The organism is Amycolatopsis sp. NPDC005003, from assembly GCF_053600695.1.
Map to the genome: position 1 here is coordinate 13,916 of NZ_JBSGAI010000021.1, position 14,674 is coordinate 28,589.

General features: G+C 72.2%; 18 protein-coding genes. 10 read left to right on the forward strand and 8 right to left on the reverse strand.

Annotation, left to right across the window (positions count from 1 at the left end; translation table 11 throughout):
• The first annotated feature begins 53 nt into the window (after positions 1 to 53).
• From ACWED2_RS23950 to ACWED2_RS23970, 5 genes are all read left to right on the forward strand, one after another.
• A complete protein-coding gene (locus ACWED2_RS23950) occupies positions 54 to 398 on the forward strand; it encodes a YciI family protein (protein ID WP_449692722.1) in 345 nt (114 codons plus the stop codon).
• On the forward strand, positions 395 to 1,597 hold the full coding sequence (locus ACWED2_RS23955; protein ID WP_449692723.1) for an RNA polymerase sigma factor: 1,203 nt from the start codon (positions 395 to 397) through the stop codon (positions 1,595 to 1,597). Before ACWED2_RS23950 ends, ACWED2_RS23955 begins: the two co-directional genes overlap by 4 nt.
• 179 nt (positions 1,598 to 1,776) lie before the next feature.
• Positions 1,777 to 2,850 carry a hypothetical protein gene (locus ACWED2_RS23960; protein WP_449692724.1) on the forward strand — a complete coding sequence of 358 codons (1,074 nt, stop codon included), beginning with the start codon at positions 1,777 to 1,779 and terminating at the stop codon, positions 2,848 to 2,850.
• Between the two features lie 9 nt (positions 2,851 to 2,859).
• On the forward strand, positions 2,860 to 3,207 hold the full coding sequence (locus ACWED2_RS23965; protein WP_449692725.1) for an ArsR/SmtB family transcription factor: 348 nt from the start codon (positions 2,860 to 2,862) through the stop codon (positions 3,205 to 3,207).
• Positions 3,204 to 3,635 (forward strand): SRPBCC family protein, encoded by a 432-nt coding sequence (locus ACWED2_RS23970; RefSeq protein WP_449692726.1) that lies wholly within the window; start codon positions 3,204 to 3,206, stop codon positions 3,633 to 3,635. The genes ACWED2_RS23965 and ACWED2_RS23970 overlap by 4 nt, the downstream gene beginning before the upstream one ends.
• Before the next feature lie 7 nt (positions 3,636 to 3,642).
• Here ACWED2_RS23970 and ACWED2_RS23975 read toward each other — a convergent pair whose 3' ends face one another.
• Both ACWED2_RS23975 and ACWED2_RS23980 read right to left on the reverse strand, forming a co-directional pair.
• A complete protein-coding gene (locus tag ACWED2_RS23975; RefSeq protein ID WP_449692727.1) occupies positions 3,643 to 4,839 on the reverse strand; it encodes a hypothetical protein in 1,197 nt (398 codons plus the stop codon).
• 106 nt (positions 4,840 to 4,945) lie between these two features.
• Positions 4,946 to 5,884, reverse strand: a complete 939-nt coding sequence (locus ACWED2_RS23980; RefSeq protein WP_449692728.1) for an AraC family transcriptional regulator — start codon at positions 5,882 to 5,884, stop codon at positions 4,946 to 4,948.
• A gap of 81 nt (positions 5,885 to 5,965) precedes the next feature.
• On the opposite strand from ACWED2_RS23980, the gene ACWED2_RS23985 reads away from it, so the two are divergent.
• The gene (locus tag ACWED2_RS23985) at positions 5,966 to 6,409 is read left to right on the forward strand and encodes a hypothetical protein (RefSeq protein WP_449692729.1); all 444 of its coding nucleotides are present in this window, start codon (positions 5,966 to 5,968) and stop codon (positions 6,407 to 6,409) included.
• A 17-nt stretch (positions 6,410 to 6,426) separates the two neighbouring features.
• Positions 6,427 to 6,885 carry an anthrone oxygenase family protein gene (locus ACWED2_RS23990; RefSeq protein ID WP_449692730.1) on the forward strand — a complete coding sequence of 153 codons (459 nt, stop codon included), beginning with the start codon at positions 6,427 to 6,429 and terminating at the stop codon, positions 6,883 to 6,885.
• Here the strand turns inward: ACWED2_RS23990 and ACWED2_RS23995 are convergent.
• Genes ACWED2_RS23995 through ACWED2_RS24015 form a run of 5 tightly spaced genes read right to left on the reverse strand, consistent with a single transcriptional unit; the run spans position 6,882 to position 10,826 of the window.
• Entirely contained in the window at positions 6,882 to 7,367 is a 486-nt protein-coding gene (locus ACWED2_RS23995) for a GyrI-like domain-containing protein (RefSeq protein WP_449692731.1), read from the reverse strand. The genes ACWED2_RS23990 and ACWED2_RS23995 overlap by 4 nt on opposite strands.
• Positions 7,367 to 7,702 carry a YciI family protein gene (locus tag ACWED2_RS24000; protein ID WP_449692732.1) on the reverse strand — a complete coding sequence of 112 codons (336 nt, stop codon included), beginning with the start codon at positions 7,700 to 7,702 and terminating at the stop codon, positions 7,367 to 7,369. Before ACWED2_RS24000 ends, ACWED2_RS23995 begins: the two co-directional genes overlap by 1 nt.
• Position 7,703: 1 nt before the next feature.
• On the reverse strand, positions 7,704 to 8,462 hold the full coding sequence (locus tag ACWED2_RS24005; protein WP_449692733.1) for an alpha/beta fold hydrolase: 759 nt from the start codon (positions 8,460 to 8,462) through the stop codon (positions 7,704 to 7,706).
• On the reverse strand, positions 8,459 to 9,733 hold the full coding sequence (locus ACWED2_RS24010) for an RNA polymerase sigma factor (protein ID WP_449692734.1): 1,275 nt from the start codon (positions 9,731 to 9,733) through the stop codon (positions 8,459 to 8,461). The genes ACWED2_RS24005 and ACWED2_RS24010 overlap by 4 nt, the downstream gene beginning before the upstream one ends.
• A 22-nt stretch (positions 9,734 to 9,755) precedes the next feature.
• Positions 9,756 to 10,826 carry a TetR/AcrR family transcriptional regulator gene (locus tag ACWED2_RS24015; RefSeq protein WP_449692735.1) on the reverse strand — a complete coding sequence of 357 codons (1,071 nt, stop codon included), beginning with the start codon at positions 10,824 to 10,826 and terminating at the stop codon, positions 9,756 to 9,758.
• 86 nt (positions 10,827 to 10,912) lie between these two features.
• Between ACWED2_RS24015 and ACWED2_RS24020 the strand changes: the two genes are divergently transcribed.
• Entirely contained in the window at positions 10,913 to 12,088 is a 1,176-nt protein-coding gene (locus ACWED2_RS24020; RefSeq protein ID WP_449692736.1) for a cytochrome P450 family protein, read from the forward strand.
• On the opposite strand, the gene ACWED2_RS24025 is transcribed toward ACWED2_RS24020, so the two are convergent.
• On the reverse strand, positions 12,071 to 12,847 hold the full coding sequence (locus ACWED2_RS24025) for a TetR/AcrR family transcriptional regulator (RefSeq protein ID WP_449692737.1): 777 nt from the start codon (positions 12,845 to 12,847) through the stop codon (positions 12,071 to 12,073). The genes ACWED2_RS24020 and ACWED2_RS24025 overlap by 18 nt on opposite strands.
• Positions 12,848 to 12,927: 80 nt before the next feature.
• On the opposite strand from ACWED2_RS24025, the gene ACWED2_RS24030 reads away from it, so the two are divergent.
• Together ACWED2_RS24030 and ACWED2_RS24035 are read left to right on the forward strand one after the other, a co-directional pair.
• Complete coding sequence (locus ACWED2_RS24030) at positions 12,928 to 13,854, forward strand: ATP-binding cassette domain-containing protein (RefSeq protein ID WP_449692738.1); 927 nt, start codon at positions 12,928 to 12,930, stop codon at positions 13,852 to 13,854.
• On the forward strand, positions 13,851 to 14,633 hold the full coding sequence (locus ACWED2_RS24035) for an ABC transporter permease (protein WP_449692739.1): 783 nt from the start codon (positions 13,851 to 13,853) through the stop codon (positions 14,631 to 14,633). The genes ACWED2_RS24030 and ACWED2_RS24035 overlap by 4 nt, the downstream gene beginning before the upstream one ends.
• Positions 14,634 to 14,674: the final 41 nt, after the last annotated feature.

Consider the following 14,674-nt stretch of genomic DNA (forward strand, 5'->3'; position numbering starts at 1 on the left):
ACGCGGGTGCCGTTCGTATCAGCGGTGAAGGCACCCGATCCGAGGAGGGCGAAGTGAAGAACTACCTGCTCAGCGTCTACCAGCCCGACGGCCCGACCCCGCCGCCGGAGGTCCTGGACGGCATCGTCCGCAAGCTCGACGCGGTGAACGCCGACCTGAAGGCGGCCGGCGCCTGGGTGTTCGCCGGTGGGTTGCACCCGCCGTCCACGGCCACCGTGCTGCGGGCCGGCGACGGCGACACCCTCGTCACCGACGGCCCCTACAGCGAAGGCAAGGAGCACCTCGGCGGGTTCACGATCATCACCGCGCCGGACCTGGACGCCGCGCTCGCCTGGGGTGGCCGGCTCGCGGACGCCGTCGCCCCGCTGCCGGTCGAGGTGCGGCCGTTCCGCGAATGACCGTCGAGGAGGTTTTCGCCGCGGAGTACGGCCGGGCGGTGTCGGTCCTCGTGCGGGTCTTCGGCGACATCGACGTCGCCGAGGAGGCCGTGCAGGACGCGTTCACCGAGGCGGTCCGGCGCTGGCCGGCCGCCGGGCTCCCACCGAGCCCGGCGGGCTGGATCATCACCACCGCCCGCAACCGCGCCGTCGACCGGCTGCGCCGCGAGGCCGCCCGGGCGGACAAGCACGCCCAGGCGGCCTTGCAGCACGCCAGTCGTGATGACACAGCCGCGTTCGTGGAGGAGGGCGCCGTGCCCGACGAGCGGCTCCGGCTGATCTTCACCTGCTGTCACCCGGCACTGGCCCGGCCGGCGCAGGTCGCGTTGACGCTGCGGCTGCTCGGTGGCCTGACCACCGCGCAGATCGCGGCGGCGTTCCTGGTCGCCGAGCCGACCATGGCCCAGCGGATCGTCCGGGCGAAGAACAAGATCCGCGCCGCGGGCATCCCGTACCGCGTCCCGCGGGACGCCGACCTGCCGGCCAGGCTCGCCGCCGTGCTCGCCGTGCTGTACCTGATCTTCAACGAGGGGTATACGGCCAGCGGCGGTGAGGAGCTGATCCGCGGCGCGCTGTGCCGCGAGGCGATCCGGCTGACCCGCGTCCTGACGGGGCTGATGCCCGACGAGCCGGAAGTCTGGGGCTTGCTCGCGTTGATGCTGCTGATCGACGCCCGCCGAGAGACGCGCACGACCGCGTCCGGGGAGATCGTGCTGCTGGCCGAGCAGGACCGGGCACGCTGGGATGCGGACCTGATCGCCGAGGGCCAGGAGATCGTCCGCCGCTGCCTGCGCCGAAACCAGCCGGGCCCGTACCAGATCCAGGCGGCGATCCAGGCCGTCCACAGCGACGCGCCCACGGACTGGGTGCAGGTCAAGGCGTTGTACGACCAGCTGCTGGCGCACACGCCGACGCCGGTCGTGGCGCTGAACCGGGCCGTGGCGGTCGCCGAGGTCGACGGCCCGGTCGCGGCGCTGGCGCTGGTCGACGCGCTCGAGCTGCCGCGGTTCCCGCTGTTCCACGCCATCCGGGCGGATCTGCTGGCGCGTGCGGGCCGGCCGGGGGAGGCGGCTGCGGCCTACGCGGTGGCCATCGGTCTCACGCGCAACGCCGCCGAGCGGGCCCTGCTGGAACACAAGCGGGCGTCAACCCTGAGTTGACGGATCGAGGGTCCCAGTTTTTGACCCCCTGGAATCCGGCCCGCGCCGCCCGTCGTCTCTCCGCCTGGTTCTGGGTTGGGATATGTGACCTTATCCGAACTTAGAGTGCCCCGCTTTAATCTGTAGATTTTGAACAGATACTTCTAGTTCTGATCAGAAGCTTTGATAGGGTCGCCCGTATGACGGAAGACGCTGGTCAAGTGCGGGTGTGCGAGTACCGGAGGTGCGGGGCGCCGCTGCCGCCGGCGGTGGGCCGCGGGAGCCGGGCGCGGTTCTGCCAGGACGGGAAAACCTGGGGCCGCCGCAACCTGAGCTGCCGCGACGCCGAGGCGGTGCTCTCGGACGCGGAGTCGCTGCGGGAGAGCGACACCGAGCTGGACGACACCGCCGTCACCGCGCTCGCCGGCCAGGTCGACCGGGTGCTCGAACCGGCACGCGGGCTCGTCGAGACCCTCGCGACGCTGCGCCACCAGCTCGAAGCCACCACCGCCGCCGCGTTGGCCGAACGGGACGCGGCCCTGGCGGAGACGGACGAGCACCGCCTGCAGCGTGGCCGGGCGGAGGCCGAAGCCGCCCAGGCCCGGGACATCGCCGAGACTGCCGTCGCCGAGGCTGCCGCGGCGCAGAGGGAGAAGGTGGCCGCGCTCGCGGAGCGGGATGAGGAGCGAGCGGCCCGGCAGGCCGCCGTCCAGGAGCGGCAGCGAGCCGAAGGGCAGCTGGCCGCGGTCCGCGACGAGCTCGCCCGGGTCGCCGATCGGGCCGATGCCTCCGCCGCGCTCGCCGGCGAGCGCGCCGCGGTGATCGCCACGCTGACCGCCGAGCTGGCGGCCGCCCGGACCGGGCTCGAGGAGGAACGCGGCCGCGGTCAGGCCGCCGCCGCGCGAGCCGACGCCCTCCAGGAGCGGCTCGACGCGGCCCGCGACGACTACGCCAGGGCCGCAGCGGCGCACGAGGCGGCCCTCGCCGCCGCCCGGGATGAGCACGCCAAGGCGGCTGCGGCACAGGAAGCGGCGCTCGAGCGGGCCCGCGCCGGATTCGACCAGCGGCTCGCCGAACTGCAGGCGGAGCACGAACAGACCGTCCGGTCGATGCACGAGACCACGACGAACCTCGGGGCCGAACTGCGCACCGCGGCCGGCCGGGCCGACACGGCCGAGCGCGGCCTGGCGGGCGTGTTCACCGTCCTGCGCGACACCCCGGAGCTCCCCGAAACACTTAAGCAGTTACTTGACCGTTGGCCGTCGCGGGGTTAACTTAAGTATATGCTTAACCATGAGGAGCCGCTGGACCTGGTGTTCCGCGCGCTGGGCGACCGGACGCGGCGGGCGCTGGTGGAGCGGCTCGTGCGCGGTCCGGCGTCGGTCAGCGAGCTGGCCGAGCCGCTGACCATGTCGCTCGCCGCGGTGGTGCAGCACCTGCAGGTGCTGGAGACCGCCGGGATCGTGCGGTCGGAGAAGACCGGCCGGGTCCGCACCTGCCGGATCGAACCGGCGATGCTGCGCGCGGGCGAGCAGTGGCTGGGGCGTCAGCGCACCACGTGGGAGAGCAAGCTCGACCGGCTCGGCGACTTCCTCGCCGAGCCGGGGACCTCGGAAGGGAGCACGTCATGACCGTCCTGCACAGCACGTTCACCCTCGAGCGCAGCTACCCGGTGCCGCCGGAGCGAGTGTTCGCCGCCTGGGCCGACCCGGCGGCCAAGCAGCGCTGGTTCGCTTCGGAAGGGCCGCACGAGCTGGACTTCCGCGTCGGCGGCCGGGAAACCGTCGAAGGCCGCACGCCCGGCGGCGGGCCGTTGGCGTTCGTCGCGACCTATCACGACATCGTCCCCGAGCAGCGGATCGTCTACTCCGGAACGCTCAGCGGCGACGGGGCACTCGCGACCGTCTCGACCACGACGGTGGAGCTGTTCGCCGACGGCGACGGCACCCGCCTGGTGTTGACCGAGCAGGACACGTTCCTCGACGGCGCCGAGAAGCCGGAGTGGCGCGAGCAGGGGACGGGCGACTGGCTCGACCGGCTGGGCGAGGCGCTGAAGTGACCGGCTTTCATTCGCCGGCCTCCGCCTTGCCTGCGCCTGCCTTGCCGGGACGCATTTTCTCGTAGTGCTTGAGCGCCTTCATCGAGGGCGAGTCTTTGGTAGGATCGAAGACCACCTCGACCGCCTCCCCGTGGTCTCTCCACAGGTCGCACAGTTGCCGGTAGATGTCCGGGTCGTCGACGGTGAACATATCCGAGAATCTCGGCATGTTTTCGCCGTGGTCTTTGATCCATTTTCTCATCCAGCCGACACCGCCGGCCATTTCTCCGACAATTTCGCCTACATCGTTTATTCCGCGTTTGTCCGAGGCCATCTTGATTCCGGACGCCTTGGGAACTTCTCCGTCGAACCCCATTTTCGGCCACATATTGTAGCCGATCGCTCCGCCGCCTTTGATGGCATTGGATACGTATGCAACACCTTTGTCCAGTTCCGCTAGTTCCACAACACCCCTGACCTGCTGCTTGACTATTTCGAGCCAGGCATGGCCGGGCACGTTCGAGCCTTCGTTTTTCATGGAACGATGCCGGAGGACCTCTGTGATTTTGTACCTCTGCACCGAATCGGACCACGCGAAGGTCAGTGTCGTGTCCTGCATTCCGTAAGGAAAACCGGTGTGCACCACCAACTTGTCCGAGCCGTGCAAGTACATGTCGACCTCGATGTCAACGGAGAAGTCCGTCTTCCTCTTCATCGTGTCCCAACCTATGATGTTCAGGAACACGCCAGGACTGGGAAAAAGAATATTGATCACCGGGTCTGATTTGAGCTGATTTTCAAGAAGTATGTCGCGGTCGCCGCCTGACTCGGCTTCGACATTTGAATCAGGGACTGGAGTCTGGTAATGGACCCGGTTCCCGGCGGCGTAGTTCTGGAAGTGCTCCGGGAGTAGTTTCTTCGTGCCGGTTCCGGCGGACTCGGACTGAGCCGGCCCGGCATGGGCGGACGAGGACGAGGAGGACGAGGACGAATCGGTGGGCGCACGTTGCACCACGTCCTCGCCGCGCCACTGGTGCTGGTTGAGGGACACGACGGCCGCGTTTCCCGCGTCGCGCTGCAGTGCCAGAGCCATGGCCGGAGTCAGGATGGCCGGAGTCAGTGGTGCCCCGAGAGGTGTGGGCCGGTCCTGGGCCCGGTGCCCGCGATGCGCCGATGAGGCGTGCTGCTCGGGTCTACCCACCGGTTCGCGATCGTGCTGGCTCACACCGAAGTCCTCTCGCCGCCGCGCCGGGAGAGGACGCGTTGGCTGCACTCCTATCAAGATCGGCCCGCGCAGGGAAGAGGCGGCCGCGGGGACCGTGCCCGCTTCCTCACGAGGCGGGTGTCTTTGCCCGATATTGCTGTGGACTGACGCCGAACTCGCGCTTGAACGCCGCGCTGAGGGCGAAGGCGCTGCCGTAGCCGACCTGGCGGGCGATCGAGGCGATCGTCGTGTCCGGGTGCCGGTGCAGGAGGTCCGCGGCCAGCGCGAGCCGCCATCCCGTCAGGTACGCCATCGGGGGCTCGCCCACCGCGGCCGTGAACCGGCGGGCCAGGGCCGCGCGGGACACGCCCGCCTCGGCGGCGAGCTTGGCGACGGTCCACGGCTCGGCCGGCTGGTGCTGCAGCAACCGCAGCGCCTGGCCGGCGACGGGGTCTTCGTGGGCCCGGTACCAGGCGGGGGCGCTGGTGCCGGGCCGGTCGAACCACGCCCGCAGCGCGGCGATGAGCAGTAGGTCCAGCAGCCGGTCGAGGACAGCTTCCTGGCCCGGGACGTCACGGCCGATCTCGACGGCGAGCAGCCCGGCGACCGGGTTGGGCCAGTCGGCCGCGCGCAGGACGAGCACCGTCGGCAGTGCGGCGATGAGCTTCCGGCTGATTTCGCCTTCCATGCCGTAGGTGCCGGTGAGCAGCACGACCGGGCCGCCGGTGCCCCAGGTGCGCACGCCGAGGTCGGCGTAGGCGGTCAGGCGCCCGCCGTCGGGGGTGCGGCACTCCTGGCCGGGCAGGATGAGCGCCTGCGGCGGGGTCGCCGGGTGGTCGGCGACCAGGTACGGCTCCGGGCCGCGGACGATCGCGACGTCGCTTTCGCCCAGCAGGACGCCTTCGCCGCCGTCGGGCACGATCCACGCTTCGCCGCGCACCACCGACACCACCGTCAGCGGCGCCCGGTCTTCGATGCGCAGCGACCACGGCGGGGTCAGTAGCGAGCGCAGGAGGAACGCACCGTGGGCGCGGGGGCCGTCGAGCAGCGCGGCAAGCGGGTCCATGGAGCAACTGTAGACGCTGGCACATGGAATTGAGCCTCTCAGCTATGGAGAGTCTCACCTGAGCCCGTTTGACTGTGCGGCATGACAATGAACTTCCTGGTGGTGGGCAGCACCGGCAAGACCGGGCGGCGGGTGGCGGACCGGCCGCGTGAGCGCGGCGAACACGTGCGGATCACGTCGCGGCGCCGTTCACCTGGAGCGCCCGCGGGACCTGGACGAAGGCGCTCACCGGCGTCGACGTCCGTCGACGTCCGCGACATCGCCGACGCGGACGCGGAGATTGCCGCCGCCTTCGGGCGGGATGTCCGCTATGTTCCGGTTCCGGCCGGGAGGTTCGCGGCCGCGGCGGCGAGCCAGAGTGTGCCCGAGGAGGAGGTCGACGCGCCGGCCGAGCTGTTCGTCCGCGTGCTCGACGAGCGCAACGAATCGGTGACCCGCGACGTGGCGCGGGTGCTGGGCCGTCCGGCGACGGATTTCGCCGAGTTCGCGCGGGAGGCCGCCGCGACCGGGGTCCGGACGCGGTGAAGGGGAAGGGGAGACCGATGTCGACGGTGGTGCTGGTGGCCGCGCTGGTCGCGGCGGGCCTGATCGCGGGGTTGTTCTACGCCTACGCCTGCTCGGTCATGCCGGGGCTGGCGCGCGGGGACGACAAGACGTTCGTGGAGGGCATGCGCGGGATCAACGTCGCGATCGTCAACCCGGTGTTCATGCTGACGTTCCTGGGTGCGCCGCTGCTGGCGGGCGTGGCGGTGTTCCTGCACCTGGGTTCGCCGTCGCTGCCGTGGGTGATCGCGGGGTTCGTGTTCCTGGCGGGGATGGTGCTGCTGACCGGGGCGGTGCACATCCCGCTGAACAACGCCCTCGACCGCGGTGGCGACGACTACGCGGCGGTGCGGGCGGCGTTCGAGACGACGTGGGTGCGCTGGAACGTCGCGCGCGCCCTGGTGAGCACGGCGGGCTTCGGCTGCCTGGTCGCGGCCGTGCTCACCCGGCGCGGTTAGTCCTCGAGGCGGAAGAGCAGGTCGGTGACCCACTGCGCGGGGTCGGGGACCTCGAGCGGGTTGGTGCGCAGCACTTCCAGGCGGCAGCCCCACTCCTCGCCGTCCGGCCCGTCGGTGCGGTCCCAGGTCAGGCCCTGAGCCGCACCCCAGGCGAGGACGGCCCCGGTCGCGGCGGCCAGGCCGTCCGGGGCGCCGATGTAGGTGTCGAGGACGTACCGGCCCGCGGGGAGTTCGCCGAGGAAGGCGGGCTCGTCCGGGGTGTGCTCGCCGTCGACCGGGACACCGGCTTCGACGGTGAACCGCATTCCCGGATGCAGCACGCGGTAGCGGAAGAACGGGGCTCCCGCCGGGGCGACGCCGTGGGCGGTAAGGGTGCCGATGAGGGGTGGCAGCCGGTCGGCGATCCGCGGGAAGTCGGGGATGGCGAGGGTGGCGCGTTCGGCGACGTAGCGCTGGGCGGGCCGCTCCACGACGGCAGGCATCAGGTGAAGTCCTCCGGTCCGAGCATCGGGCGGACTTCGATGCTGCCGTAGGTCGCGGCGGGGTGGCGGGCGGCGAGTTCGAGGGCTTCGTCGAGGTCGGCGCAGTCGAGGATGACGAAGCCGCCGATCTGTTCCTTGGCTTCGGTGAACGGTCCGTCGGTGAGCAGCACTTCGCCGTCGCGCACCCGGATCGTGGTGGCTTCCGTCGGCGGGCGCAGGCCGCCACCGCCGCGGACGATGCCGCGGCGTTCCATGTCCTCGCTCCAGCCGCCGCAGCCGTCGTTCGCGTGTTCTTCGGCGGTTTCGTCGCCGCAGATCATCAGCAGGTACTGCATGTCAGCATCCTTTCAGGACTTCGCGCAGGCGCGCGGCGAAAGCTTCGGCGTGGGTGTCGAACCCGCCGTGGCCGCCGGGGAACACCTCGGCCTCGACGTCGAGAGCCGCGGCCAGCCCGAGTGCGGCTTGGTGGACCGGCAGCCGGGCGGACTCTTCGCCGATGGCGACCACCAGCCGGGCCGGGGTCGCCCGGAGTGCGTCGAGGTCGGGTTCGTAGGCGCCGGTCGCGGGCATGAGGTGGCCGAAGAAGTAGGCGAAGTTGCCTTCCGCGCGCGGGTCGAGGGGCGGGGCGGGGTCGACGCCGACGATCTTCATGAACGCGGCGAAGGCGGCTCCGAGGCCCTCTTCGCGGAACAGGGCGGGGATGTCGGGTCCGTCGAGCGCGGGCAGGTACCGGGTGACCGGTGGTTCGTGCAGGACGACGGTGCGGACGTCGGTGGCGTGGTGGCGGAGGTGTTCGAGCAGGGTGATCGCGCCGCCGCTGCTGGCGAAGACGTCGGCGGGGCCGGTTTCGGCGAGCAGCCGGTGGACGTCGTCGGCGTGGTCGCGGAGGACGTCCGGGCCCGGTGCGCCGTCGAGGGGGCTGCGGGACAGGCCGCGCGGGTCGTAGGTGACGACGGTGTGGTCTTCGGCCAGCAGCGGCCGCAGGTGGGTGAACACCCGGGCGTCGGCGGGGCCGCCGGGGACCAGCAGCAGCACCGGGCCGGTGCCGTGGACGTCGTAGGTGAGGGTGGCGCCGGGAACGGCGAGGGTGGTCATGGGGTTTCCTCCGGTGGTCGGGCGTCACCCGCCCGACGAACGGCGTCGCCCGGGACCGACACCACTTCCGAAATTCTCCGGGTGAGGTAGGTGCGTTCGGCTTCGGTGCCGGCGAGGTCGCGGGCGCGGGCGTACCAGTGGGCGGCTTCGGCGTGGTGGCCGAGGCGGCGGAGGAAGTCGGCGCGGGTGGCGGCCAGCAGGTGGTAGTCCGCCAGTGGCAGGTTGTCGAGGAGGGCGAGGCCGGCGGCGGGTCCGTCGGCCATGCCGATCGCGATGGCGCGGTTGAGTTCGACGACCGCGCTGGGGACGTGCTTGCGGAGCTGGTCGTAGAGGCCGGCGATCTGGGGCCAGTCGGTGTCGGCCGGGTGGGCGGCGGTGGCGTGGCAGGCGGCGATGGCGGCCTGGATCTGGTACGGCCCGGGGCGCCGCCGGCGCAGGGCGGTTTCCAGGATCGTGGTGCCTTCGGTGATCGCGGCGGTGTCCCAGCGGGTGCGGTCCTGCTCTTCGAGGGGGACCAGGACGCCGTCGGTGTCGACGCGGGTGGCGCGGCGGGCGTGCTGCAGCAGCATCAGGGCGAGCAGGCCGAGGGCTTCGGGTTCGTCGGGCATCAGCCCGGCGAGGAGCCGGGCGAGCCGGATCGCTTCGGTGGCGAGCTCCGGGCGGAGCAGGTCGGGTCCGGCGCCGGCGGAGTAGCCCTCGTTGAACGTCAGGTAGAGCACGCCGAGCACGGCAGCGGTGCGTTCGGGCAGCTGGTGCGCGGGCGGGACGCGGTAGGGGATGCGGGCGTGGCGGATCTTGCGCTTCGCCCGCACGAGCCGCTGGGACATGGTCGCTTCGGGGACGAGGAAGGCGCGGGCGATCTCGGCGGTCGACAGCCCGGCGAGGGTGCGCAGGGCGAGCGCGACCTGCGCTTCGGTGGCCAGGGCGGGGTGGCAGCAGGTGAAGATGAGCCGCAGCCGGTCGTCGGTGACGCCGCTTTCGTCGGGTTCGGGGTCGTCGGGGACGGACATGCGGGCGGCCTCCCGGAGCTTGGCGGCGCCGACGGCGTCGCGGCGGAGCCGGTCGGTGGCGCGGTGGCGGGCGGCGGTGGTCAGCCAGGCCCCGGGGGAGGCTGGGACGCCGTCGCGCGGCCAGGTGCGCAGGGCCAGCGCGAAGGCTTCCTGGGCGCATTCCTCGGCGAGGTCCCAGTCGCCGGTGACCCGGATGAGCGTGGCCACGACCTGGCCCCACTCTGCGCGGAACGCTTCGGCGACCGCGGTCTCGACGTCCACCACCCGCTCCTTCCCGCCGGTGTCACCCTCCCGACGAACGGCCGGGCCCGGGACCGACAGCCGCGGCGTGACAGGCACCGAATCCTTCCGCGCGGGCGACGATCCGGCCGGTTTCGACGCGGACGGCCGTCTCGGTGGCGTCGCTGACCGCGGTGACGCCGGCGGCCGCCGCGAGCGCGCCGGTGGCGTCGCAGACGAGCCGCAGCCGGGGCCGGTCCGGGGGTGCGATCGCCTGGTCGAGGCAGCCGCGCAGGTCGGCGACGGCGAGCCGGGCCAGCGGGGCGAGCTCGCCGGGGTCGCTGGTGACGAGCACGGCGGTGACGTCGGCGCCGGCGCGTACGGCTTCTTCGAACGCGGCGGCGCGGTGCAGGCCGAGGACGGCAACGACGCCGTCGCCGGGCCGGAAGGTTTCGCCGGTCAGCAGGTCGGTCGCGGCGGGCGGGTCCCACGGCTGTCCGTCGGGGCGGGCTCGGGTGGTGATGGGCGGCTCGGCGGGCCAGTCATCGGTCAGGTCCAGGTCGAGCAGGGCGGCGCAGGCGGTGACGAGGTGGAACGGCTCGCCGAAGCCGGGCGCGGCGGCGGCGAGCTGGCTCGCGCCGTGCAGCGTGGTCAGCGCGGCTTCGGCGACCCGCACGAGCCGGCGTCCCGGGCGGGTGCGCTCGAGGGCGAGCCCGAGCAGGATCGCGTCGACGCGCATGAGCTGCGCGAACGGCCGCCGGGTGCGCTCGTCGGCGAGGACCTCCGGCAGCAGGTCGCGGGCGAGCCGGGCGTCCTCGCCGTCGCTGTCGGTGGCCAGCGGGAGCCGAGCGATCCAGGCGCGGGCGAAGGCGGCCAGGACATCGGCGGCGGAGGGGTTCGCCGGCGGGGTGGCGGGCCGGGGCGCGCGTTCGGCGAGGTCGGCCAGGACGGCGAAGTACAGGGCGCGTTTGCCGGGGAAGTTGGAGTAGACCGCGCCACGGGTGAGTTCGGCGCGTTCGGCGATGACGTCGATCTTCGCCTCGCGGAAGCCGCGGCGGGCGAATTCGTCGCGGGCGGCGGTGAGCACCTTGGCGCGGTTGCGTTCCTGGGTCTCCGCCCTGCTGAGCCTGACCATCGTCCTCCTTGCCGCGGGGTCGGGAGCGAAGATACCGTGACCACTGAGATGATTAGAACATCTGATTTCAACATCTGGAGTGGTGGATGACCCCCGAGATCGACCTGACCGACCCGAACGTGCTCACCGACCCGTTCACCGCCTACGACCACGCGCGGGAAGTGAGCGCGGTGGCCAAGCTGGTCATCCCCGGGTTCGGCCCGTTCTGGGCCCTGACCCGGTACGCCGAGGCGCGCGCGATGCTGTCCGACCCGCGGTTCGAGGTGAACTCCGGCAGCTTCCTGCGCCCGCCGGGCATTCCCGAGCACTGCCTGAAGTACACGGAGACGATGTCGGAGAAGGACGGGCCGGAGCACCTGCGGCTGCGGCGGCTGGTGGCGCCGGCGTTCACGCCGAAGCGGGCCGCGCAGCTGCGGCCGCGGCTGGCGGCGATCACCGGGCGACTGCTCGACGAGCTGCCCGGCCACGCCGAGGACGGTGTCGTCGACCTGCTGCCGCACTTCGCGCGGCCACTGCCGATCGACGTGATCTGCGAGCTGGTCGGTATTCCCGAGGCCGATCGGCCTCGCTGGCGGGAGTACGGTGCCGCGGTCGCGAGCGGGATGGGGCCGGACTTCGCCGCGGCGATCCCGGCGATCGTCGAGGGCGCCAAGGAAGCCGTGGCCCGCAGCCGGACCGAGCCGGGCGACGACCTGATCGGCGATCTGGTGCGGGTGCAGGCCGAGGACGGTGACCGGCTCACCGACACCGAGCTGGTCACCCTGGTCTGGCACCTGGTCCTGGGCGGGCAGACGCCGGTGAACCTCATCGCGAACTCCGTCGAGACGCTGCTGCGGTACCCGGACCAGCTGGCCCTCCTGCGGGCGGACGCCGGGTTGTGGCCGGGGGCGGTCGAGGAGCTGATGCGCTTCTGCAGCCCGCAGCTGCTGACCACGCCGCGGTTCGCCCGCGAGGACGTCGAGATCGACGGGCAGCTGATCGGCAAGGGCGAGCGGGTGACGGCGGCGATGGTGGCCGCCGACCGCGACCCGCGCGTCTTCGACGAGCCGGACCGCTTCGACGTCACCCGGGCGGGGCCGGCGCAGCTGGGCTTCTCGCACGGGCCGCACTTCTGCCTGGGCGCCTCGATTTCGCGGGTCCAGACCGAGGTGGCGTTGTCGGCGCTGTTCGCGCGCTTCCCGGACCTCGCGCTCACCGAGGACGTGCCGCGGGCGCCCGACGGCGGCACCTGGCGCCCGGCGCGGCTACTGCTGGCGCTGTAGGACGAGCGCCTCGATGCCGTCGAGGACGCGGGCGAGGCCGAAGCGGAAGGTGTAGGCCGGGTTCTCGGCGGCGTTGTGGGCCTCGCCGGCGGCTTGGCCGACGCGGGAGGAGATCGGGTAGTGCGCCGCGTCGGCGGCCGGGATGCCGGCCAGCACCGGCCAGGCGCGTTCCCACCACTGGGCGTCGGTCAGCCCGGTGGCCCGGACCAGGCGGGCGTTGTCGAGGGAGCTGCGCGCGGTGGCGCGGACCAGGCCGGTGACGAGGCTGACCACGGCGTCCATCTCGACGTCGCCGAGGCCGATGCCGTCGATCGCGCGCAGCTCCTGTTCGTACTTGGCGAAGCTGTGCGGGCCCAGCGCCGAGCGGCTGGTGGTGACCTGCAGCAGCCACGGGTGGCGGTGCAGCAGCGCCCACTGGTCTTCGGCGATGGCGGTCAGCGCGGCCCGCCAGCCGAGGCCGTCTTCGAGGGTGGCGAGTTCGCCGTGGGCGTGGTCGATCATCAGGTCCAGCAGCTCGGCCCGGCCCGGGACGTAGGTGTAGAGCGACATGGGGGAGACGCCGAGCTGCTCGGCGACCCGGCGGATGGTGACGGCTTCGATGCCGTCGGCGTCGGCGAGCGCTGTCGCCGCGCGCACGACGTCGGCGGTGGCCAGCTTGGGTTTCGGGCCGCGGCGCGGGGGGCCCGGGACGCCCCAGAGCAGCTCGATCGCCCGCCGCGGGTCGCCGTCACCGTTCTCCTGCGTGCTCACCCCGGCCATTCTGCCCACCTGATTTCCGTACACTGTACAGAGTTGTGCTAACCTCTTCTTCGTACACTGTACAGAGTTGAAGGGGCCCGATGACTCCTCAGATCCACGCCGAGGGACTGCGCAAGCGCTACGGCGACGCGTACGCCCTCGAGGGGTTCGATCTCTCCGTCCCGGCCGGCACCCTGTGCGGCCTGCTGGGACCCAACGGCGCGGGCAAGACCACCGCGGTCCGGGTGCTCTCGACGCTGCTGCGCCACGACGGCGGCGTCGCCCGGGTGGCCGGCTTCGACGTGGCCACCGAACCGGCGAAGGTGCGCTCGGCGATCGGGCTGGTCGGTCAGCAGGCCGCCGTCGACGAAATCCTGTCGGGGCGGCAGAACCTGATCCTCTTCGGGCGGCTGCACCACCTGGGCCGCCGCGAGGCCACCCGCCGGGCCGACGACCTGCTGGAGCGGTTCGGCCTGGCCGAGACCGGGCCGAAGCCGGTGTCGGCCTACTCGGGCGGGATGCGGCGGCGGCTCGACCTGGCCGCTTCCCTGCTGGCGGCGCCGCGGGTGCTGTTCCTCGACGAGCCGACGACCGGGCTGGACCCGCGCAGCCGCACCGAGGTCTGGCGGGCGGTGCGGTCGCTGGTCGCGGACGGCACGACGGTGCTGCTCACGACGCAGTACCTGGAGGAAGCCGACCAGCTGGCCGACCGGATCTCGCTGGTCGACCACGGCCGGGTGATCGCCGAAGGCAGCCCGGCCGAGCTGAAGGGCTCGCTCGGGGCGACCCGGATCGAACTGGTGCTCACCGACCCCGACGCCCTGGGCGCGGCGGCCGGGCTGCTGGCCAGGGTCACCGGGGCCGAACCGGTCACCGAGGAGCTGCGGGTGAGCGCCTCCGCCGAGCCATCGATGCTGACCGACGTCGTCCGGGAGCTGGCGGCGACCGAGCTGGCCTTCGCCGACGTGGCGCTGCGGCAGCCGACGCTGGACGAGGTGTTCCTGGAGCTGACGGGGGTGGCGCGATGAGGTGGGCGATCGAAGACGGCTGGACGCTGACCCAGCGCTATCTGGCGCAGCTGGCGCGGCGCCCGGCCCGGCTGGCCGGGGTGGTGGCCTTCCCGATCCTGATGGTGCTGATCTTCGCCTACCTGCTCGGTGGCGGGATGAGCGTGCCCGGCGGGGGCTCCTACCAGGAGTTCCTGATGCCGGGAATGTTCGCGATGACCATGGTCTTCGGGCTCTCGGGGACGATGGTCGCGGTGCTGGACGACACCGGTAAGGGCGTCACCGACCGGTTCCGGTCGCTGCCGATGGCGCCGTCGGCGGTGTTCACCGGGCGGGTGGCGGCGGATCTGGTGAACGCCGTGCTCGCGCTGGCGGTGCTGGTCGGCTGCGGGCTCGCCGTCGGCTGGCGCCCGCACGGCAGCGTCGGCGAAACCCTCGCCGCGCTGGGCCTGCTGCTCCTGCTGCGGACGGCACTGGTGTGGGCCGGGAGCTACCTGGGCCTGCTGACGTCGGATCCGTCGATGGTGACGCTGGCGCAGACATGTGAGTTCCCGTTCGGGTTCCTCTCCGGGGCGTTCGTGGCGACTTCGACGATGCCGGCGTGGCTGGGAACCGTGGCCGAGTGGAACCCGTTGTCTTCGACGGTCACCGCGGCGCGGGTGCTGTTCGGCAACCCGGGCGCGGCCGGCACGTCCTGGGTGAGTGCGCACGCGGTGCCGATGGCGGTGGCCTGGCCGCTGGTGCTGCTGGCGGTGTTCGTGCCGTTGTCGGTGCGCCGGTACGGGAGGCTGGGGAACTGAACGTCTGCTTCGAACCGGGCGAACCACCGCGGGCGGGCCGC

What these genes read in the sequence shown, in the direction of transcription:
- ACWED2_RS23955 (WP_449692723.1), top strand. Translation starts at nt 395, where the DNA reads ATGACCGTCGAGGAGGTTTTCGCCGCGGAGTACGGCCGGGCGGTGTCG.
- ACWED2_RS23960 (WP_449692724.1), top strand. Translation starts at nt 1,777, where the DNA reads ATGACGGAAGACGCTGGTCAAGTGCGGGTGTGCGAGTACCGGAGGTGC.
- ACWED2_RS23965 (WP_449692725.1), top strand. Translation starts at nt 2,860, where the DNA reads ATGCTTAACCATGAGGAGCCGCTGGACCTGGTGTTCCGCGCGCTGGGC.
- ACWED2_RS23970 (WP_449692726.1), top strand. Translation starts at nt 3,204, where the DNA reads ATGACCGTCCTGCACAGCACGTTCACCCTCGAGCGCAGCTACCCGGTG.
- ACWED2_RS23980 (WP_449692728.1), bottom strand. Translation starts at nt 5,884, where the DNA reads ATGGACCCGCTTGCCGCGCTGCTCGACGGCCCCCGCGCCCACGGTGCG.
- ACWED2_RS23985 (WP_449692729.1), top strand. Translation starts at nt 5,966, where the DNA reads ATGACAATGAACTTCCTGGTGGTGGGCAGCACCGGCAAGACCGGGCGG.
- ACWED2_RS23990 (WP_449692730.1), top strand. Translation starts at nt 6,427, where the DNA reads ATGTCGACGGTGGTGCTGGTGGCCGCGCTGGTCGCGGCGGGCCTGATC.
- ACWED2_RS23995 (WP_449692731.1), bottom strand. Translation starts at nt 7,367, where the DNA reads ATGCCTGCCGTCGTGGAGCGGCCCGCCCAGCGCTACGTCGCCGAACGC.
- ACWED2_RS24000 (WP_449692732.1), bottom strand. Translation starts at nt 7,702, where the DNA reads ATGCAGTACCTGCTGATGATCTGCGGCGACGAAACCGCCGAAGAACAC.
- ACWED2_RS24005 (WP_449692733.1), bottom strand. Translation starts at nt 8,462, where the DNA reads ATGACCACCCTCGCCGTTCCCGGCGCCACCCTCACCTACGACGTCCAC.
- ACWED2_RS24015 (WP_449692735.1), bottom strand. Translation starts at nt 10,826, where the DNA reads ATGGTCAGGCTCAGCAGGGCGGAGACCCAGGAACGCAACCGCGCCAAG.
- ACWED2_RS24020 (WP_449692736.1), top strand. Translation starts at nt 10,913, where the DNA reads ATGACCCCCGAGATCGACCTGACCGACCCGAACGTGCTCACCGACCCG.
- ACWED2_RS24025 (WP_449692737.1), bottom strand. Translation starts at nt 12,847, where the DNA reads ATGGCCGGGGTGAGCACGCAGGAGAACGGTGACGGCGACCCGCGGCGG.
- ACWED2_RS24030 (WP_449692738.1), top strand. Translation starts at nt 12,928, where the DNA reads ATGACTCCTCAGATCCACGCCGAGGGACTGCGCAAGCGCTACGGCGAC.
- ACWED2_RS24035 (WP_449692739.1), top strand. Translation starts at nt 13,851, where the DNA reads ATGAGGTGGGCGATCGAAGACGGCTGGACGCTGACCCAGCGCTATCTG.